The sequence below is a fragment of the Enterobacter cloacae complex sp. FDA-CDC-AR_0132 genome (assembly GCF_003010695.1).
GTDB lineage: Bacteria > Pseudomonadota > Gammaproteobacteria > Enterobacterales > Enterobacteriaceae > Enterobacter > Enterobacter ludwigii.
This window is the reverse complement of the sequence record NZ_CP027618.1, coordinates 935,620-954,609: the sequence shown is the minus strand read 5'-3', so window position 1 is coordinate 954,609 and position 18,990 is coordinate 935,620. Positions and strand designations below refer to the sequence as shown.

The 18,990-nt window shown below is 54.0% G+C and carries 24 protein-coding genes and 1 tRNA gene; 21 read left to right on the top strand and 4 right to left on the bottom strand.

What is annotated here, in order from left to right; all coding sequences use genetic code 11:
- Nucleotides 1-121: 121 nt before the first annotated feature.
- The 20 genes from AM379_RS04600 to AM379_RS04505 all read left to right on the top strand — a co-directional run bounded on the left by AM379_RS04600 (nucleotide 122) and on the right by AM379_RS04505 (nucleotide 14,000).
- Entirely contained in the window at nucleotides 122-325 is a 204-nt protein-coding gene (locus AM379_RS04600; protein ID WP_020883600.1) for a tail protein X, read from the top strand.
- The gene (locus AM379_RS04595; RefSeq protein ID WP_014171693.1) at nucleotides 316-537 is read left to right on the top strand and encodes an HP1 family phage holin; all 222 of its coding nucleotides are present in this window, start codon (nucleotides 316-318) and stop codon (nucleotides 535-537) included. Before AM379_RS04600 ends, AM379_RS04595 begins: the two co-directional genes overlap by 10 nt.
- Nucleotides 521-1,030, top strand: a complete 510-nt coding sequence (locus AM379_RS04590) for a lysozyme (RefSeq protein WP_020883601.1) — start codon at nucleotides 521-523, stop codon at nucleotides 1,028-1,030. The genes AM379_RS04595 and AM379_RS04590 overlap by 17 nt, the downstream gene beginning before the upstream one ends.
- Nucleotides 1,027-1,440 carry an Rz-like lysis system protein LysB gene (gene lysB / locus AM379_RS24315; RefSeq protein ID WP_181010277.1) on the top strand — a complete coding sequence of 138 codons (414 nt, stop codon included), beginning with the start codon at nucleotides 1,027-1,029 and terminating at the stop codon, nucleotides 1,438-1,440. The genes AM379_RS04590 and lysB overlap by 4 nt, the downstream gene beginning before the upstream one ends.
- Complete coding sequence (lysC, locus tag AM379_RS04580) at nucleotides 1,340-1,585, top strand: Rz1-like lysis system protein LysC (RefSeq protein WP_072126476.1); 246 nt, start codon at nucleotides 1,340-1,342, stop codon at nucleotides 1,583-1,585. The genes lysB and lysC overlap by 101 nt, the downstream gene beginning before the upstream one ends.
- Nucleotides 1,548-2,015: a phage tail protein gene (locus AM379_RS04575; protein ID WP_063156869.1), complete on the top strand. Its 468-nt coding sequence runs from the start codon at nucleotides 1,548-1,550 to the stop codon at nucleotides 2,013-2,015. The genes lysC and AM379_RS04575 overlap by 38 nt, the downstream gene beginning before the upstream one ends.
- A 109-nt stretch (nucleotides 2,016-2,124) precedes the next feature.
- Entirely contained in the window at nucleotides 2,125-2,766 is a 642-nt protein-coding gene (locus AM379_RS04570) for a phage baseplate assembly protein V (RefSeq protein ID WP_020883605.1), read from the top strand.
- Nucleotides 2,763-3,113, top strand: coding sequence for a GPW/gp25 family protein (locus AM379_RS04565; protein ID WP_014171687.1), 351 nt, complete (start codon nucleotides 2,763-2,765; stop codon nucleotides 3,111-3,113). The genes AM379_RS04570 and AM379_RS04565 overlap by 4 nt, the downstream gene beginning before the upstream one ends.
- 5 nt (nucleotides 3,114-3,118) lie before the next feature.
- Nucleotides 3,119-4,027, top strand: coding sequence for a baseplate assembly protein (locus AM379_RS04560; protein ID WP_044866165.1), 909 nt, complete (start codon nucleotides 3,119-3,121; stop codon nucleotides 4,025-4,027).
- Complete coding sequence (locus AM379_RS04555) at nucleotides 4,020-4,550, top strand: phage tail protein I (protein WP_032678995.1); 531 nt, start codon at nucleotides 4,020-4,022, stop codon at nucleotides 4,548-4,550. Before AM379_RS04560 ends, AM379_RS04555 begins: the two co-directional genes overlap by 8 nt.
- An 11-nt stretch (nucleotides 4,551-4,561) precedes the next feature.
- The gene (locus tag AM379_RS04550) at nucleotides 4,562-6,754 is read left to right on the top strand and encodes a phage tail-collar fiber domain-containing protein (RefSeq protein WP_106503499.1); all 2,193 of its coding nucleotides are present in this window, start codon (nucleotides 4,562-4,564) and stop codon (nucleotides 6,752-6,754) included.
- Between the two features lie 11 nt (nucleotides 6,755-6,765).
- Nucleotides 6,766-7,284, top strand: coding sequence for a tail fiber assembly protein (locus AM379_RS04545; RefSeq protein ID WP_236900324.1), 519 nt, complete (start codon nucleotides 6,766-6,768; stop codon nucleotides 7,282-7,284).
- 146 nt (nucleotides 7,285-7,430) lie between these two features.
- A complete protein-coding gene (locus tag AM379_RS04540; RefSeq protein WP_032678994.1) occupies nucleotides 7,431-8,618 on the top strand; it encodes a phage tail sheath protein in 1,188 nt (395 codons plus the stop codon).
- Between the two features lie 11 nt (nucleotides 8,619-8,629).
- Complete coding sequence (locus tag AM379_RS04535; RefSeq protein ID WP_014171681.1) at nucleotides 8,630-9,148, top strand: phage major tail tube protein; 519 nt, start codon at nucleotides 8,630-8,632, stop codon at nucleotides 9,146-9,148.
- 56 nt (nucleotides 9,149-9,204) lie between these two features.
- Complete coding sequence (locus AM379_RS04530; RefSeq protein WP_014171680.1) at nucleotides 9,205-9,513, top strand: phage tail assembly protein; 309 nt, start codon at nucleotides 9,205-9,207, stop codon at nucleotides 9,511-9,513.
- Between the two features lie 32 nt (nucleotides 9,514-9,545).
- Nucleotides 9,546-9,665, top strand: a complete 120-nt coding sequence (locus tag AM379_RS04525; RefSeq protein WP_014171679.1) for a GpE family phage tail protein — start codon at nucleotides 9,546-9,548, stop codon at nucleotides 9,663-9,665.
- The gene (locus AM379_RS04520) at nucleotides 9,658-12,105 is read left to right on the top strand and encodes a phage tail tape measure protein (RefSeq protein WP_106503497.1); all 2,448 of its coding nucleotides are present in this window, start codon (nucleotides 9,658-9,660) and stop codon (nucleotides 12,103-12,105) included. Before AM379_RS04525 ends, AM379_RS04520 begins: the two co-directional genes overlap by 8 nt.
- 11 nt (nucleotides 12,106-12,116) lie before the next feature.
- Nucleotides 12,117-12,581: a phage tail protein gene (locus AM379_RS04515; protein WP_014171677.1), complete on the top strand. Its 465-nt coding sequence runs from the start codon at nucleotides 12,117-12,119 to the stop codon at nucleotides 12,579-12,581.
- Nucleotides 12,578-13,732 carry a phage late control D family protein gene (locus tag AM379_RS04510; RefSeq protein WP_032678991.1) on the top strand — a complete coding sequence of 385 codons (1,155 nt, stop codon included), beginning with the start codon at nucleotides 12,578-12,580 and terminating at the stop codon, nucleotides 13,730-13,732. The genes AM379_RS04515 and AM379_RS04510 overlap by 4 nt, the downstream gene beginning before the upstream one ends.
- A gap of 67 nt (nucleotides 13,733-13,799) precedes the next feature.
- Nucleotides 13,800-14,000 carry an ogr/Delta-like zinc finger family protein gene (locus AM379_RS04505; RefSeq protein WP_032678990.1) on the top strand — a complete coding sequence of 67 codons (201 nt, stop codon included), beginning with the start codon at nucleotides 13,800-13,802 and terminating at the stop codon, nucleotides 13,998-14,000.
- Nucleotides 14,001-14,082: 82 nt separating this feature from the next.
- Here AM379_RS04505 and AM379_RS04500 read toward each other — a convergent pair.
- Nucleotides 14,083-14,158, bottom strand: a tRNA-Ile gene (locus AM379_RS04500).
- Nucleotides 14,159-14,282: 124 nt separating this feature from the next.
- On the opposite strand from AM379_RS04500, the gene mug reads away from it, so the two are divergent.
- Nucleotides 14,283-14,789, top strand: coding sequence for a G/U mismatch-specific DNA glycosylase (gene mug, locus AM379_RS04495; RefSeq protein WP_025202984.1), 507 nt, complete (start codon nucleotides 14,283-14,285; stop codon nucleotides 14,787-14,789).
- A gap of 83 nt (nucleotides 14,790-14,872) precedes the next feature.
- Here the strand turns inward: mug and rpoD are convergent, their stop codons facing one another.
- The 3 genes from rpoD to rpsU all read right to left on the bottom strand — a co-directional run bounded on the left by rpoD (nucleotide 14,873) and on the right by rpsU (nucleotide 18,946).
- Entirely contained in the window at nucleotides 14,873-16,720 is a 1,848-nt protein-coding gene (gene rpoD / locus AM379_RS04490; RefSeq protein WP_020883616.1) for an RNA polymerase sigma factor RpoD, read from the bottom strand.
- 150 nt (nucleotides 16,721-16,870) lie between these two features.
- A complete protein-coding gene (gene dnaG / locus AM379_RS04480; protein WP_025202985.1) occupies nucleotides 16,871-18,616 on the bottom strand; it encodes a DNA primase in 1,746 nt (581 codons plus the stop codon).
- 114 nt (nucleotides 18,617-18,730) lie between these two features.
- Nucleotides 18,731-18,946 (bottom strand): 30S ribosomal protein S21, encoded by a 216-nt coding sequence (gene rpsU, locus AM379_RS04475; protein ID WP_001144069.1) that lies wholly within the window; start codon nucleotides 18,944-18,946, stop codon nucleotides 18,731-18,733.
- Between the last annotated feature and the right edge of the window lie 44 nt (nucleotides 18,947-18,990).

The following is an 18,990-nucleotide window of genomic DNA, read 5'->3' as shown; positions in this document are numbered from 1 at the left end:
CCTCTGCCATCTCGCGGGCAGTCTGTTGTGTCCGCGATTGTCCATCCTGCAGTGATAGCAAAAAGGACGCCAGCGCTGGAAACTCAACGGTACCTGGAAATCCGGATGTTGGGAGCGTCTGATGAAAATCTATGCAATGCAGGGGGACACGCTTGATGCCATCTGTGCCCGTTATTATGGGCGCACGGCAGGGGTGGTTGAAACCGTTCTGAACGCCAATTCTGGCCTCGCGGAGTTGGGGGTCATCTTACCTCATGGCACGCCGATAGACATGCCAGAGGTTGATAGCGCACCGACTAAAGAATCAGTGAACCTATGGGACTGAGTCTTGAGAAAATCACCACGTTTATCGCCTACTGGCTGGCCGTAGCGCTGGCCTGGTTCGGGGCGATGTCTCCTGAAAAAGTCGCGCTATACGTGGGAAGCCTCTGCGCCATTTTTACCGCGCTGACGAATTACTGGTTTAAGCGGAAAACCTATCGCTATCTGACCTCTCTTGGACTCGATAAGAAGAGTATTCGTGAACTCAATCATTAAGCGTTGCAGCGCCGCGGGCGTACTGGCCCTGGCGGTGCTGATGCCTGACTTCCGGTTACTGAACACCTCACCGGAGGGGTTGGCGCTCATTGCTGATCTCGAAGGGTGTCGCCTGTCGCCTTATCGTTGCAGTGCGGGCGTATGGACATCAGGCATTGGCCATACGTCAGGCGTCGTGCCGGGACGGGAAATTACAGAGCGTGAGGCGGCAGCGAACCTTGTTGCCGACGTGATGAACGTTGAAAGACGGCTGGCGGTATGCGCACCGGTGGAGATGCCGCCCCGTGTCTATGATGCGCTGGTGAGTTTTGCCTTTAACGTTGGAACAGGGGCTGCCTGCCGTTCCACGCTGGTGTCATTCATTAAGCGTAAACAGTGGCCGCAGGCGTGCAATCAGCTTACCCGCTGGGTGTACGTCAATGGGGTCAAAAATGCCGGACTGGAAAACCGTCGAGCTCGTGAGAAGGCCTGGTGCCTGAAGGGGATGCCATGAAACCTCTTCTGCTGGTACTGGCCGTTCTGCTGGCCATCACGCTGTGGTTTCGTCATGACAACGTGAACCTGTCCTGCTCTCTTGCTAAAGCCAACCAGATCGCCCGCGATCAAAAAAACACAATCAACACGCTGCTTCAGCAGTTATCCGAAGCACAGCGGATTGCCAGGTCGAACGAAGATGCGCAAGTCAGGCTCCGCGAGGATCTTGCTGCCGTCGGCGAGGAGATGGCACGACGCGAAGCGGCTATCGGGAAATGGGTAAATGAAAATGAAGAGTTACGCCGCTGGTATAACGCTCAGCTGCCTGATGCTGTGCGCAGGTTGCACACCCGCGCCGCCTGCGCCTCCGCAGCACATTGTTTACAACGCCTGCCCGAAGGTGAGCGCCTGTCCGATGCCGGGAAGTGAGCCCATCACCAACGGCGATCTCAGTGCTGATATTCGTCGGCTTGAGCATGCCCTTATCGCCTGCGCGCTGCAGGTCGAAACCATAAAAGACTGTCAGGATAAACTCGATGCACAAACTCAACAGCCTGCGTCAGGCATTAATTGACGCCGTTCCCCAACTGAACGATCACCCTGATCATCTGCAGATGTCGGTGGGGAGCGGAAATATTGACGCCCGCCTCGCGTCCTCGCTCTCCTTTGAAAAAAAGTATGAACTGAAAGCGAATATCAGTAGCTTCGCCGGCGACAGCGAGGGGGTCTTCGTCCCGGTACTGGCCTGGCTGCGTGAAAACCAGCCAGATATTTTTACCCTCGATGACGGGCGAAAAAACGGGTTTCTCTTTGGCGTCACTTTCAACGACGATGGTACGGTGAATATCAGCTTTAGCCTGCAGCTCACCGAGCGCATTCTTGTTTCGCAGGAGCAGGGAACGTTGCATGCCACCTATTCCCCGGAGCCGCCGTTGCCAGAGCCCGTCACACGTCCGCTGGAGCTGTATATCAACGGTGAACTGGTCAGTCAGTGGAAAGCGTAAGTTCACCACGCTGATGGCTGTCCAGCCATCAGCGTGAACGATTGTTGTTTCATCCCGCATAAAACTCCGTCTCGTTGCTGCCGATCCCCCTGAAGGGCATTCTCTTCTCATGAATACACTCACTTCCATGCACGGTATCGCTCGCGCGATCCGTAACCTGATTCGTATCGGTGTTGTCACCGATGTTGACCTCAACAGAGGGCTCTGCCGCGTCCAGTCCGGAGGGATGAAAACCACCTGGCTGAACTGGCTGACCTGTCGCGCCGGCCGTTCGCGCGTGTGGTGGGCGCCGTCCGAGGGAGAACAAGTGCTGCTGCTGGCCATCGGCGGTGAGCTTGATACCGCCTTCGTGCTGCCAGGTATCTTTTCCGATGACCACCCGGCGCCGTCAGGTTCCCCTGACGCACTCCACGTCTCGTTCCCTGATGGGGCGGTTATCGAGTACGAGCCCGGGAGCGGAGCACTCACGGCCACAGGCATTAAAACGGCTGACATCACAGCCTCTGAATCACTCACCGCCACCGTACCGGTGGTCCTGGTGAAGTCTGAGACGCGCATCACCCTGGATACACCTGAGGTGGTGTGTACCAACAAGCTAATTACCGCCTCTCTTGAAGTGCAGAAGGGCGGGGTAATGGCCGGCAATATTGAGCATTCCGGCGGTAAATTCACCTCCAATGGGGTGCAGGTGGACAACCATGCTCACGGCAGTGTGCAAAGCGGCGGAAGCTGGACTAAGGGGACGCAATGACGGTGCGCTACAGGGGAATGAACAGTCAGACCGGGCTCAGCATTTCAGAGGCTGAACATATCAGACAAAGCGTGCGGGACATTCTGGTCACGCCGATTGGCTCGCGGGTGATGCGCCGCGAGTACGGTTCACTGCTGGCGGCAATGATCGACAGGCCGCAGAGTCCGGCGCTGCGCCTGCAAATCATGGCCGCATGTTACTCCGCTATCCAGAAATGGGAGCCGCGGATCAGCCTGACGGCTATCACTTTCGAACGTTCGGAGAATGACGGGACGCTGTATGTCGATCTCACCGGCACCCGCCAGACCTCCGGACATTCCTTTTCTATCACTATTTCATTGAGTTAAACGCTATGGCTATTGTTGATCTGAGCCAGCTCGCCGCGCCGGATGTCGTGGAGGAGGTGGATTACGAAACGTTGCTGGCAGAACGAAAGGCCACTTTTGTCTCGCTCTATCCTGAAGAAGAGCAGGAGGCAATTGCACGAACGCTGACGCTTGAGTCAGAACCGATTGTGAAACTGCTGCAGGAGAATGCGTATCGGGAAGTTATCTGGCGCCAGCGCGTTAACGAGGCCGCGCGTGCGGTCATGCTGGCCTACGCCACCGGTAGCGATCTCGACCAGCTTGGAGCTAACGCTAACCTTGCGCGTCTGGTGATAACGCCTGCCGACGACACGACGTTTCCGCCCACGCCGGCAGTGATGGAGTCTGACACCGACTTTCGTTTGCGCATCCAGCAAGCCCCGGAAGGGCTGAGCGTGGCGGGATCGACGGGGGCTTATCAGTTCCATGGCCGCAGCGCGGATGGCCGGGTGGCGGACATCTCTGTCATCAGTCCTCAGCCTGCGAACGTTACCGTCTCCGTGCTGTCTCGGGAGAATAACGGCGTGGCGTCTGAAGAGCTGCTGGCCATTGTGCGCAACGCGCTGAACGATGAGGACGTCAGGCCCGTTGCCGATCGTGTGACCGTTCAGTCCGCCAGCATTGTCGACTACCGCATTGCGGCTTCTCTTTTCCTCTTCCCAGGTCCCGAAAGCGAGCCAGTGCTCAACGCGGCAAGGGCCCGGCTGCAGGCCTATATAACGGCACAGCACCGGCTCGGGCGGGATATTCGTAAGTCCGCCATTTACGCTGCACTGCATGTTGAGGGTGTACAACGCGTCGAACTGACCGCGCCTGCGGCCGATATTGTGCTTGATGAAACCCAGGCCTCATGGTGCAGCCAGTACAGCGTAACCGTTGGGGGAAACGATGAGTAATACCCGATTGTTACCGGTGGGGTCGTCGCCGCTTGAGGTCGCGGCGGCGCGCGCCTGTGCCGACATTGAGAATACCCCCGTCCCGCTTCGTCACCTCTGGAATGCCGACACCTGCCCGGCAAATCTGTTGCCCTGGCTGGCGTGGGCGTTTTCGGTTGACCGCTGGGATGAAAACTGGCCGGAAGCCACCAAGCGCGATGTTATCCGCAATGCATGGTTTATCCATGCACACAAAGGAACGATCGGCGCAGTACGCCGCGTGGTGGAGCCACTTGGCTATCTGATCAACGTGACGGAGTGGTGGCAAACCAACGACCCGGCAGGCACGTTTCGCCTGGACATTGGCGTGCTGGAAACCGGCATCACCGAAGAAATGTATTACGAAATGGAGCGGCTTATTGCTGATGCAAAGCCTGCCAGCCGACATCTTATCGGCCTCAATATCATTCAGGACGTTCCGGGCTATCTCTATACCGGTGCCCTGAGCTATGACGGCGACATCATCACGGTTTACCCCGGATAAGTGAGAGCACAATGACAGTGAAGTATAAAACGGTTATCACCAAAGCCGGCGCCGAAAAACTGGCTGCCGCAACCGTCCCGAACGGGAAGAAAGTGAATTTTACGGCGATGGCGGTGGGTGATGGCGGCGGGCAACTCCCGACGCCAAATGCCAGCCAGACGAAACTCATCAATGAGGTCTGGCGTCATGCGCTGAACAAAATCAGCCAGGACAAAAAGAATAAAAATTATGTCGTGGCGGAGCTGCTGATCCCTCCTGAGATCGGCGGGTTCTGGATGCGTGAAATGGGGCTCTATGATGATACCGGGACGCTGATTGCTGTCGGCAATATGGCTGAAAGTTACAAACCTGCACTCGCTGAAGGATCGGGACGTGCGCAGACTGTGCGTATGGTCATCATGGTGAGTGATATCGCTTCGGTTGAACTCTCTATTGATTCTTCAACGATTATGGCAACGCAGGAATATGTTAACGAGAAGCTGACGGAGCATGAGTTATCACGCCGACATCCGGATGCCTCTCTGACGGCAAAAGGATTTACTCAGCTCAGCAGTGCAATTGACAGTATGTCTGAGATACTTGCGGCTACGCCGAAAGCGGTAAAGGTAGCCTACGATCTGGCGAACGCGAAGTATACAGCAGCTGATGCAACTACGGTGCGAAAGGGGATAGTCCAACTAAGTAGCATGACTGATAGTGTCTCTGAGGCGTTAGCGGCGACGCCGAAGGCAGTAAAGAGCGTCAGCGATGAAATAGTTAAACTTAAAGAAAGCCTCGGTACCGCATCAAAAGCAAATGTTGTTACATCCCTGATTGATTCTACATCAGGTCGCCTCCCTGTTGTTGGTTGGATGGGACTGGGAGGGATTAGAGATACCAGGGTCTCAGAAGAGAATTTTTCATCATTCTGGCGTGATACCACTATCGGAAAATCAGGCATCACTATTCCCTATGATGGTACTCCAACGATTTCTTATCTTGCGGTAGATGCTGCTAATCAACACGCCTACGTGGGGCGTAGAAAAGGAAATGAGGCTATTTCTTGGGTAAAACTATATAGCGAATTTAATAAACCAATGTCTCAGGATGTATTCGGGACGGCAATGGGAATAGGTGGAGGAGCAGACCTTAACGCTTACACCGCGCCGGGGCTTTATTACCAGCCAGCAAATGTTCAGGCACAAAGCGGTAAAAACTATCCTGAGACTGTCGCAGGTTCACTTCAGATATACAAACATGCTGGTATCACTCAGATTTACCGTGTTTATAGTAATTCTCGGTCTTATATACGCACCTTATATAATGGAGTCTGGTCAGCCTGGACAAAACAGTACGATGCTGCAAATAAACCGTCTGCAGATGATGTTGATGCAGTATCTGCCGTAAACGGTGGAACATTCAGGAAATTAGTTAGCTTCAATGAAGGTCTGGAGGTTAGAAGTCGCACAGGAATTGTTAGCGGTAATGATGCCGCCAGTTTTGATAGTGCCAATATGATTTTGAAATCATGGTATGGCATTGGTTTTTATTCAACGCTGTTAGATTCTGTTGGAAAAGAAACTGGAATGACAGGGTATATCAATACTCGTAATGGCCTTTTGCAAATGAAAGGCCAGATTATTCCGGGGGATTATGGTAATTTTGATACTCGATTTATTAGGCTGGCTGGGAGTCAAAATATATCGGGAATTCTGCGTAGTTCTTCCGAATATCAATCAACGTCAGCTAATAGTTACCGTTCTGTTTACGGAAACTATGGCACTTTCTGGCGAAATGATGGTGCCAATTTATATTTGATGGTTACTAATGCAGGTGATCAATACGGTGCATATAATGATCTTCGACCACTCGCGATAAATCTGGCTTCGGGTTATCCAACAATGAGCAGATTGGCACTTAGCGACTACACCAACTTTGATGCTCGTTATTACACTAAAAGTCAGTCAGACGCAGGCTATATGCCAAAAGTTTCCGCTTATACAAAAGCTGAAAGCGACGCTCGTTATCAGACAAAAGGAAACTATATAACTGGAGTGCGTTTTGGGGCATCTGCTGAATATAATGAGCGCGGAAACACTGAGCGTATGACTGGTGGTGTGATGACATCTTTTGCTGATCGGGGAAGCTCAAATTACTGGATTCGTCTTCGTCCGTTGCAGTATCAGATTAATGGCGGCGCATGGGTTACTGCGGCCTACGCATAAGGATAATTAATATGATGTTAATGAAAAACTTCACTGGAACAACAAAACAACTCGATGGCGTTTCCATTATGGTATTTATCGATGAGGATGGAAATGATTGGTATAAATCACAGGGTGAGTTTTCGACTACAACTCTGAAATTTATGTTTGACGAGAAAGGTAATGTTGTTGCTGCATCATGGGATGCTTCCATGCTAGCCCCAGAGAATTTGTCGGTTTCGGAAATCGAAAAAAAAAGCGTGCCGGTTAATTTTTTCGAGCCGGGAAAACGCTGGGTATATGATGGTGAAAAAATCACCCCGTTTGTTTATTCGCAGGAAGAACTGCATCAACAGGCCAAAGACCAACTCGATCGCTTACTCAGCGACGCAAGGGAAAAAATAATTATCCCTCAGACCAAATTAATGGCGGGTAGAACACTGACTGATTCACAGTTAAAGGAGTTAAACACCTGGCTCGATTATATTGACGAACTAGAAGCATGTGATATCACCGTAAGACCTGTAAATTTTCCTGAAACCCCGCAGTAATTAGCTTGTAAACCCGGAATGACCCCAAACCCTCCATCCGGAGGGTTTTTCGTTTGTTGTGTAATCCTTTCTCCAACCCCAATACGTCGCATCAATCGTGCGCTCCACAGACAATAGCCTCACCACTAAACGAAGGAGTTAAACGGATGGGCGACTATCATCACGGCGTGGAAGTCATCGAAATCAACGATGGCACCCGCACCATTTCCACCGTCTCGACGGCAATCATCGGCATGGTCTGTACGGCCAGCGATGCGGACGACAAGACATTTCCTTTAAACGAGCCTGTGCTCATTACCAACGTGCAAACCGCGATTGCGAAAGCCGGGAAAATGGGGACGTTGTCCGCTTCCCTGCAGGCGATTGCCGATCAGTGTAAACCGGTTGTTGTTGTCGTGCGTGTCGCTGAAGGCACCGCTGATACCGCTGAGGAAGCGCAGAAAGAGACTATCTCTAACATCATCGGTACAACCGATGAAAACGGTAAATATACCGGTCTGAAAGCGCTCCTTACCGCGAAAACGGTCACTGGCGTTAAGCCACGTATTCTCGGTGTTCCGGGGCTGGATTCTCAGGAAGTGGCGACCGCGCTGGCCGCCATGTGCCAGAGCCTGCGCGCGTTTGGCTATGTCAGTGCATGGGGTTGTAAAACCATTTCAGCCGCTATCGATTACCGCAAAAACTTCAGTCAGCGCGAGTTGATGGTGATTCACCCTGATTTTCTGGCGTGGGATACCACCACCAACACGACGACCCACGCCTGGGCTACTGCACGTGCTCTCGGCCTGCGCGCCAAAATCGACCAGTCGATTGGCTGGCACAAAACCCTGTCCAACATCGGCGTTAACGGTGTCACAGGTGTAAGCGCCTCCGTGTCCTGGGATCTTCAGGAACAAGCGACCGATGCGAACCTGCTTAACCAGGCCGGCGTCACCACGCTTATTCGTAACGACGGCTTCAAATTCTGGGGCAACCGTACCTGTTCAGACGATCCGCTCTTCGTCTTTGAAAACTACACCCGTACCGCGCAGGTGTTGGCCGATACCATGGCCGAAGCACACGCATGGGCAATGGATAAACCCATTACGCCAACGCTCATCCGCGACATCGTTTCCGGTATCAATGCCAAATTCCGTGAGCTGAAAACCAACGGCTATATCGTTGATGGCACTTGCTGGTATGACCCGGAATCAAATGATGCATCGACCCTGAAAGCGGGGAAATTGTACATCGATTACGACTACACCCCTGTCCCGCCGCTGGAGAACCTGACCCTGCGCCAGCGCATCACCGATACCTATCTGGCAGACCTGTCCGATTCGGTTAACAGCTAAGGAGCTGAAGCATGGCGTTACCACGCAAACTTAAATATCTGAACATGTTCAACGATGGCCTGAGTTATATGGGCGTTGTTGAGTCTGTCACCTTACCGAAGCTCACCCGCAAACTGGAGAAGTATCGCGGCGGCGGTATGCCGGGCTCGGTCTCTGTCGACCTCGGTTTGGACGATGATGCCCTGGCGCTTGAGTGGACCATTGGCGGTCTGCCGGACGTCGCGCTGTGGGCACAGTATGCCTCTCCGGGCGCGGACAGCGTGCCCCTGCGTTTTACCGGCTCCTTCCAGCGTGACGACACGGGCGAAATCTCCGCCGTCGAAATCGTCATGCGAGGCCGTCATAAAGAGTTTGATGGTGGTGAAAACAAGCAGGGCGAGAGCGGCACCACCAAGATGTCCACCGAGTGCGCTTACTACCAGCTGACCATCGATGGCAAAGAGATCATCGAAATTGACATCATCAACATGGTGCTGAAAGTCGACGGCGTCGATCGTCTGGCGGAACACCGTAAGGCGATTGGCCTGTAAACCTTTAACCGGCCGGGACTGCCGGCCGGTAAGTTAACTTTCTGAAGAGTAACGAAATGGAAAATATCAACGAGACCGTCATTAACGAAAGCGAAAACCCGAACACCATTACGCTCGACACCCCCGTTCTGCGCGGCGAGCAAAAAATCGAAAAGGTGACCGTCGCAAAACCCAACGCGGGGACCCTGCGTGGGGTATCGCTGGCGTCGCTGGCACAATCTGACGTCGATGCGCTGATTAAAGTGCTGCCGCGAATGACCTCGCCGGCCCTGACCGAGCATGAGATTGCGCGTCTGGATGCTTCCGATCTGCTCTCTTTTGCGGGCAAGGTGATCGGTTTTTTGTCACCGGCTTCGGCTCGCTAACATTTCCCGAAAACCTGTCGGTCGATGATCTGATGGCGGATATCGCGGTGATCTTTCACTGGCCGCCGTCAGAGCTGTACTCGCTGAGCATGACCGAACTCCTTATATGGCGCGAAAAGGCGCTGCAGCGAAGCGGAAACTACCATGAGTAATAATGTCAGACTTCAGGAGTTGCTTAAGGCAGTCGACCGGGCAAGCCGACCGCTTAACGCTATCCAGAACGCCAGTCTCTCTCTCGCGGCCAGTATCCGCGATTCTGAGGCGGCGTTGCGCGCGCTTGATGAACAGGCGGGCCGCATTAACGGCTTCAGAAAAGCCAACGAACAGCTCGCCGTGACGGGGCAATCTCTTGCCCGGGCGAAACAGCAGACCGCGGAGCTGGCGCTCCAGCTCAAAAACACCCAGAACCCAACCCGTGACCAGGCGGATGCGCTGGCGGCAGCTCGCCAATCAGCCGCCGCGCTTAAGCTTGAGTACAACAGTTTACGCCAGTCAGTGCAGCGCCAGCGCGGTGAGTTGGCGCAGGCAGGGATTAATACGCGCACGCTGTCGTCAGATGAGCGTCGTTTAAGACAGGGTATCAGCGAAAAAACCCTACAACTAAATCGACATAAAGAGGCGCTTGCCAGGGTCAATCAGCAACAGGAGCGGCTTAATACCGTCCAGAACCGCTACGAGTCTGGCAAACGTGTTGCCGCGGGTGTGCAGCAGTTTGCTAATGCGAGCGCAGGAATGGCAAAGGCGGGCTTTAATCAGACGTCCCGCTTTATTGCCCCAGGCATCCGTTTTGAAAAGCAGATGTCTGCCATACAGGCAAGCCTGGGTCTGCAGAAGGGGGATACCAGGCTGGAGGCCATTCGCCAGCAGGCACGGCATGTCAGCGTCAGTACAGGAACCTCTACAGATGTTGTTACCCGGGCGCAGGGCGAGCTGGCCCGGTCAGGCTATGACGCCGACGGGGTGGTGGCCGCCACAGTGCCGACGGTCAACCTCAGCCTCGCTGGGAATATTGATGCCGCCAAAGCGGTCGACATCATCCGCAGCACGCAGGCCTCGTTCAACCTGGCGAATACGGATGTTGAACGCGTTGCAGATGTCCTTACCCGCGGTTTCACTGCGTCAAATACCAGTCTCACCGAACTGAGTACCGCCGTTGCATCCGCCGCACCTGCCGCCGGAGAAGCCGGCGCCAGCCTTGAGGAGACCACCGCGCTGCTTGGTATTCTGATGGAAAAGGGAATGAAAGGGGCAGATGCCGGCGCAGAGGTTAGCGCCATGTTGAGCCGCCTGCAGACGCCGGATGGGCAGCGTTCTGCAGCGCTGAATGAACTGAAGGTGCAAACACGGGATGGTGAGGGTAATCCACTGCCGACCGAGAATATCCTCAAGGCGATCTCTGCCTCATTCGAAAACAGCAAAATCGGTGCGGCTCAACAAACTGAATACCTGAAGGCCATTTTCGGTGCGGATGCGATGCAAGGCGCAGGCGTACTGGTTTCAGCGGCTGGGAATGGAACACTGGATAACAAGCGCCAGACACTCCAGGGCGCGAGGGGGAGCACCGCGCTGACAGCCTCGGTTCAGGGCGATAACCTCGAGGGTGATATCAGCAAGTTCCAGGCTGCATTAAACGGCCTGAAGATTGATGTCTTTGATAAGGCCGATGGTGCCCTGCGCACGCTGATCTCAACCGCGACCGGATGGCTTAGTACGCTCTCTCTCTGGGTCAACGCTAACCCTGCACTGACGCAAGCCCTGGTCAGCGTGGTTATGGGCGCACAAGCCTTTGCCGGTGTCCTGGGCACGCTAGGTATGGTGGTCTCCCCCATTGTGTCAGGCCTGAATCTGGTGATAACCGCTGCCGGGATGCTGGGCACGGTATTCAGCGTAGTGGGGGGGAGCATCATGACGGTGCTGGGCACCCTGAGCTGGCCCGTTATTGCTCTCGGAGCGGCAATTGCCGCCGGCGCTTTACTGATTCTTAAATACTGGGAGCCCATTAGCGCCTTCTTTGGTGGGGTGATTGAGGGGCTTTCTGCGGCCTTCGCGCCGCTGGGCGAGCTGTTCTCTCCGCTGTTACAGGCCTTTGGTTTCATTTCAGAAAAACTGGGCGGGATCTGGCAGTGGTTCATCGATCTGATTGCGCCGATTAAGGCGACGCAGGAAACGCTCGACAGCTGCAAAAATGTCGGCGTGGCGTTCGGTCAGGCGCTGGGAGATGCGCTAATGGCGCCGCTAAATCTCTTTAACAGCCTGCGCGGCAAGGCCAGCTGGCTGCTGGAGAAACTCGGCGTCATAAAAAAAGAGTCGGGCAATATCGACTCGGCTGTACCGAAAGAAGGCACCTCCTCTGCTGACGCCGGCAGTGCCTGGGACCCGGCGTCACCTGTTTACAGCGGCTTCATGGGATACCAGCCGATGGCAGCAGCGGGAGGACGTTCTTACATCGATCAGAGTAAAAGTGAATACAACTTCACGCTGCAGGGGAGCGCAGCCTCCGGAACGGATCTGACTCGTCAAATCCGGGAGGCTATAGAGAGCAGTGAGCAGGAAAAAGCGAGACGGCAGCAATCCAGCTTTATGTATGGTTAAGGAGAGAGAAAATGTTAATGGTGCTGGGTCTGTTTGTCTTTGAACGACGAACCTTACCGTATCAGTCAATGGTATTTACAAAAGACTACCGCTGGGCATCCAATGAACGCATCGGGAAACCCAAAGCCTGGCAGTACCTTGGCGAAGGTGAGACATCCTTTAACCTTTCCGGATTACTTTACCCGGAGCTCACGGGAGGGCGGCTTTCTCTCAAGGCAGTTGAGCTGATGGCGAATGAAGGGCGGGCATGGCCGTTGATAGACGGTACCGGCATCATTCACGGCATGTTTATCATTGAGAAAGTCACGCATACGCATTCGGATTTTTACAGCGATGGCACTGCCCGGAAAATTGATTTTACCCTGGTACTGAAACGCGTGGACGAATCGCTGATGACGACGTTTGGCGACCTGAGAACGCAGGCCTCAGAGCTGGTGGAAAGCGCACGTAATAGCATTGGAGGGCTGGTGGGATGATCACCGAAATGAATATCCGGGCGGGTGGGAAAATCGCCCCTGATTTCATGCTTAAGCTTGACGAGCGCGATATCACGCAAAATTTCAGCCATCGTCTGATCAGTTTGACCATGACCGACAAACGTGGGCTGGAAGCCGATCAGCTGGATATTCTACTGGATGATTCCGACGGGGTGTTAGACCTGCCTGCCCGGGGGGCAAGACTGTCCTTATGGCTGGGATGGGAGGGAACACCGCTCCAGCCTAAAGGGGAGTTTACGATAGATGCGATTGAATTCCGGGGCACGCCGGACACGCTGACCATCCGGGGATGCAGCGCAGATTTTCGTGGGAAGCTCAACGTGCGGCGCGAACAGTCGTGGCATGACACGACGATCGGCGCGATAGTCAACACCATTGCTCAGCGTAACCAGTTTACCGCCAGCGTCGGGGCGGGACTTGCATCCATCGCCATTTCTCATATCGATCAGTCACAGGAGACTGACGCGGCGTTTCTCTCCCGCCTGGCCGAACGTAATGGTGCATTTGTTTCAATCAAAGCCGGGAAGGTTATTTTTATGAAAGCGGGCCATGCCGTGACGGCCAGTGGCACACCGCTTCCCTTAATGATGATTGAACGTGGGGATGGCGATCGGCACCTTTTTTCCGTCGCTGACCGTGAAAATTATTCCGGCGTGACGGCCAAATGGCTGCAAACGCGTGACCCAAAACAACAAAATGCTCAATTGAGTATTGCTCGTCAGCCCGGGGGGCAGCCGACAGAAGGACTACAGCACCCGGATGCCGCTACACCGGTAGCGGGAGCAGGAGGCAAGGCAGAGAAGCCGCAAGAGAGGCTGGTGGGGTCGGCGGAAAACGTTTTTGAGCTCACCACGGTTTATGCCTCTGAAGAGCAGGCGCTCAGGGCTGCGGAGGCGAAGTGGCGCGCGCTTCAGCGGGGTACCGTGAATTTTTCTATCCAGCTGGCGCTGGGACGTGCCGATCTGTATCCCGAAACGCCGGTGCTGGTCAACGGCTTTAAACGGGTCATTGACGAGCAGGCGTGGATTATCAACGAGGTGGTTCATACTCTCAGCGAGAGTGGATTTACCACGCAACTTAAGCTTGAGCTGAACGTCGCGGATGAAAAATTTTCTATCAAAAGTGAGTAATATATTTGCTATTTCGTTCTTTTTGGGTATTATCAATTCACAAATTGTGAATTACGTGGAGGGGTACATGTTTCATTGTCCTAAGTGCAAGCATTCCGCGCATGCGCGTACCAGTCGCTATTTAAGTGAAAATACCAAAGAGCGCTATCACCAGTGCACCAATGTGGACTGCAGCTGTACGTTCGTGACGATGGAGTCCGTGGAGCGTCTGATTGCGACACCTGGCGCCGCTGAACGTATCCGAACGGCTTCGCAGACCCACGGTTAGCGACTGCGCCACCGGCTCAAAAAAAACCAATAAAAAAGCCACTCAATCGAGTGGCTTAATCATTTGATTCTACAGCTAAATTTGGTGGCCCCTGCTGGACTTGAACCAGCGACCAAGCGATTATGAGTCGCCTGCTCTAACCACTGAGCTAAGGGGCCGTGGCGGTGAATTATAGAGGAACTCCCTTCAGCAATCCAGCCATTCACACCTGCCTGCTGTTTTTATAAACAATGCATAATCAATCCTTTATACTTCCATAAGGATGTATCAATGGGAGTAGAGATGATCAACGATATTCTGGCCCCGGGCTTGCGGGTGGTGTTTTGCGGGATTAACCCGGGGAAGTCCTCGGCGCACACCGGTTTTCACTTTGCCCATCCGGGGAATCGCTTCTGGAAGGTTATCTATCAGGCCGGGTTTACCGACAGGCTACTGAAGCCTGAAGAGGAGCAGCACCTGCTGGATACGCGCTGCGGGATTACCATGCTGGTTGAGCGGCCCACGGTACAGGCGAGTGAGGTGAACCTGCATGAACTGCGCAGCGGTGGGCGGGAGCTGATTAAGAAGATTGAAGATTATCAGCCGGCAGCGCTGGCAATCCTGGGTAAGCAGGCTTACGAACAGGCGTTCAGTCAGCGCGGTGCGCAGTGGGGCAAACAGGCCATCACCATTGGCGTCACGCAGGTGTGGGTGCTGCCAAACCCGAGCGGGCTTAACAGGGCAACGCTGGATAAGCTGGTGGAGGCGTATCGGGAGCTGGATGAGGCCCTGGTTGTGCGTGGGCTGTAGGGCGGTGTTTCCTTGTTCCTGAGGGGCGGAGAAAATGCAAAAAAAAAGCTCCCTTTGGGGAGCTTTTTCACTGACAGGATCGATTAATCGTCCAGGAAGCTACGCAGTACTTCAGAGCGGCTTGGATGGCGCAGTTTACGCAGCGCCTTCGCTTCGATCTGACGGATACGTTCGCGGGTAACGTCGAACTGTTTACCCACTTCTTCCAGCGTGTGGTCGGTGTTCATATCGATACCGAAACGCATACGCAGCACTTTTGCTTCACGGGCGGTCAGGCCAGCCAGAACGTCGTGCGTTGCAGCACGCAGGCTCTCGGTCGTTGCAGAGTCCAGCGGCAGCTCGAGGGTGGTATCCTCGATGAAATCACCCAGATGCGAATCTTCATCATCACCGATTGGTGTTTCCATGGAGATTGGCTCTTTGGCGATCTTCAGCACTTTACGGATCTTGTCTTCCGGCATCAGCATGCGCTCAGCCAGCTCTTCCGGCGTTGGCTCGCGGCCCATCTCTTGCAGCATCTGGCGGGAGATACGGTTGAGCTTGTTGATGGTCTCAATCATATGCACCGGAATACGGATGGTGCGCGCCTGATCCGCGATAGAGCGGGTGATAGCCTGACGGATCCACCAGGTAGCATAGGTGGAGAACTTATAACCACGACGGTATTCAAACTTATCAACCGCTTTCATCAGACCGATGTTGCCTTCCTGAATCAGATCCAGGAACTGCAGGCCACGGTTGGTGTACTTCTTGGCGATAGAGATAACCAGACGCAGGTTCGCTTCAACCATCTCTTTCTTCGCACGGCGGGCTTTCGCTTCACCGATGGACATACGACGGTTGATGTCTTTAACCTGCTCAATGGTCAGGCCGGTCTCTTCTTCAATCTGATGCAGTTTCTGCAGGCCGCGGAACACGTCTTCTTTCACGTCATGCAGTTTTTCAGACCACGGCTTGTTCATCGCGATAGCCGCGTTGAACCAGGTTTCGCTGGTTTCGTTGCCGGTGAAGAGGGTGATGAAGTTCTTCTTCGGCATTTTGCACTGCTCAACGCACAGTTTCATGATGATGCGTTCCTGGGTACGTACGCGATCCATCATCACGCGCATGCTGTTAACCAGGTAGTCGAACTGTTTAGGCACCAGACGGAACTGTTTGAAGACTTCAGACAGTTTCAGGATCTCTTCCTGTGCGGCTGCGTGGCTGCGACCTTTTGCTTTGATGGTATCACGCGTGACTTCGTACTGGGTACGCAGCTCGGCAAACTTCTCGCGCGCCAGTTCCGGGTCGATGCTGTTGTCATCATCGGCGGTGTCGTCGTCGGCATCTTCCTCATCTTCGTCTTCGTCATCATCCATCTCTTCCTGAGACAGTTCAGAACCCACGTGAGTGGCGGTCGGTGCCATATCTTCTTCAGCGTTCGGGTCGACAAAACCGGTGATCAGGTCAGACAGGCGCGCTTCTTCCGCTTCAACACGATCGTACTGCTCCAGCAGATAGGTGATCGCTTCCGGGTATTCGGCAACAGAGCACTGAACCTGGTTGATACCGTCTTCGATGCGTTTCGCGATGTCAATTTCGCCTTCGCGGGTCAACAGTTCAACGGTACCCATTTCGCGCATGTACATGCGGACCGGGTCAGTGGTACGCCCGATTTCAGATTCCACGCTGGACAGGACCTGTGCAGCAGCTTCTTCCGCATCTTCGTCAGTGTTGTTGGAGGTTTCAGCCAGCAACAGATCATCGGCATCAGGTGCTTCTTCCATCACCTGAATACCCATGTCATTGATCATTTGGATGATGTCTTCGATTTGATCTGAATCGACGATATCTTCCGGCAGATGGTCATTGACCTCGGCATAGGTCAGATAGCCTTGCTCCTTACCGCGTTGGACAAGAAGTTTCAGCTGTGACTGCGGGTTTTGCTCCATAAGACGGTATCCACACTTAATTCGTTTGATTGGTGTCGGCGATGGGGCTGCCAACCTTTAAAGCGAGGGCGTACTTATATTTGTGCCGCTGCCTCTCAGTGCGGCTGCCGGGGGCTTCCCGATCGATATTCGGCACTTAAGCCGTTGAATTCATTTTTTTGCCAGCTCCTGGTTCAGCATCCAGAGTTCCCGGCGTTCTTCGCTGCTTAAGCCGTGTGTGCGCTCGCGAGCTATCAACTCTTCCTGGCGCAGCTCAAGCATCGAATCAAACATATGGTTGAGTGAGTCGGTGAACGTTTTTTCTGCAATGTCCTTATCTGCTATATCGTCCCACATCGACAGTTTTTCAAGGGTAGCAGCCTCTTTTGTGCCGCGATAATGTTCTAAAAGTTGTCCGGTGGTCAGACCTGGCTGAGACAAACAAGTGTTGACCAATTCTGAAAATAAGCCAAGCCCGGGCAATTTTTCGTGGTTCAAACCCGCCAGTGATGGCACTTGCGGAGCAAGTTCGGGGTTTTGAACCAGTAACCCTATCAGTATACGCATGGTTGTGCGTTTTAGCTGAGGCGCGGGACGAACCGCACCGTTTTCAGACTGTTTAGGCATTAAACGTTCAAGCTGACTGTCATCCAGAATGCCGAGCTTGTTGCCTAGCTCCTGACGCAGATAGATGCGCAGCGTTTCGCCGGGCACCTGACTGATTAACGGCAGCGCCAGCGTGCTGAGCTGCGCGCGCCCGTCAGGGGTACTCAAATCGACCTGCGGCATCAGGCTGTTAAACAAAAACGTGGAGAGCGGCTGAGCCTGCTCCATCCGCGCTTCAAACGCCGCTTTGCCCTCTTTACGCACCAGCGTATCCGGGTCTTCACCGTCGGGCAGGAACATAAAGCGTAACTGACGCCCGTCGGTCATATAAGGCAGTGCGGTTTCCAGCGCACGCCAGGCGGCGTCGCGCCCTGCACGGTCACCGTCGTAACAGCAGATGACATTGTTAGTCACCCTGTACAGCAGCTGAATGTGATCGGCTGTGGTCGAGGTGCCCAGAGATGCAACCGCATAGTTGATGTCGTACTGCGCCAGCGCAACGACATCCATATAGCCTTCGACGACCAGAAGGCGCGGAGGTTCCGCGTTATCCTTCAGCGCCTCATAAAGACCGTAAAGCTGGCGGCCTTTATGAAAAATATCGGTCTCCGGGGAGTTGAGGTACTTCGGCAGGGCATCACCCAGCACGCGACCACCAAAACCAATCACCCGGCCACGCTTGTCGCGGATCGGGAACATCACCCGTTCGCGGAAGCGGTCGTAGCTTCGTCCCTGGTCATTGGTGACCAGCATGCCGGCATCGATAAGAGACTTACGATCTTCGCTATTGCCGCCAAAACGCTTTAACACGTTGTCCCAGCCGGGCGGGGCGTAACCAATAGCGAAACGCGCAATCACATCGTCACTCAGTCCGCGCGCTGTCAGGTACTGACGCGCAGGCTCAGCAGCAGCGTGCTTAAGAGACTGTTGATAAAACGAGTTCAGACCATCCATCAGTTGGTACAGCGTTTGCCGTTGATGGCGCTCGATCTGGCTTGGCCCACTGCCTGCTTCATACGGCACTTCAAGGTTGTGCATCGCCGCCAGCTCTTCGACGGTTTCAACGAACTCGAGCTTGTCGTAGTTCATTAAAAAATCGACAGCATTACCGTGAGCACCACAGCCGAAGCAATGGTAAAACTGCTTTTCACCGTTTACGGTGAAGGAGGGGGTTTTTTCGTTATGGAAAGGACAGCACGCATGGTAGTTCTTGCCCTGCTTTTTCAGCTTTACCCGCGCGTCGATGAGATCGACGATGTCGGTTCTGGCTAGCAGGTCATTGATGAATACGCGTGGGATTCGTCCGGCCATATGCCCCAAAAATTTTAGTAACTCATAAACGAAAACAAGCCGCGCATTCCTTCCGGAAGCACGGCCTTACGACTACAACTCTGTCTGTCATTGAGGGCTGAGGCCCTCAATTGATTAGTACAGACGAGTACGGCGTGCGTTTTCGCGAGCCAGTTTCTTCGCGTGACGTTTCACAGCAGAAGCTTTAGCGCGCTTACGTTCGGTCGTTGGTTTTTCATAGAACTCACGACGACGAACTTCAGCCAGAACACCTGCTTTCTCGCATGAACGTTTGAAGCGACGCAGTGCAACGTCGAACGGCTCGTTTTCACGTACTTTAATTACCGGCATGTAACTCTCACCTTTGATAAATTCGGTTTGCCGCTGGCATCAAC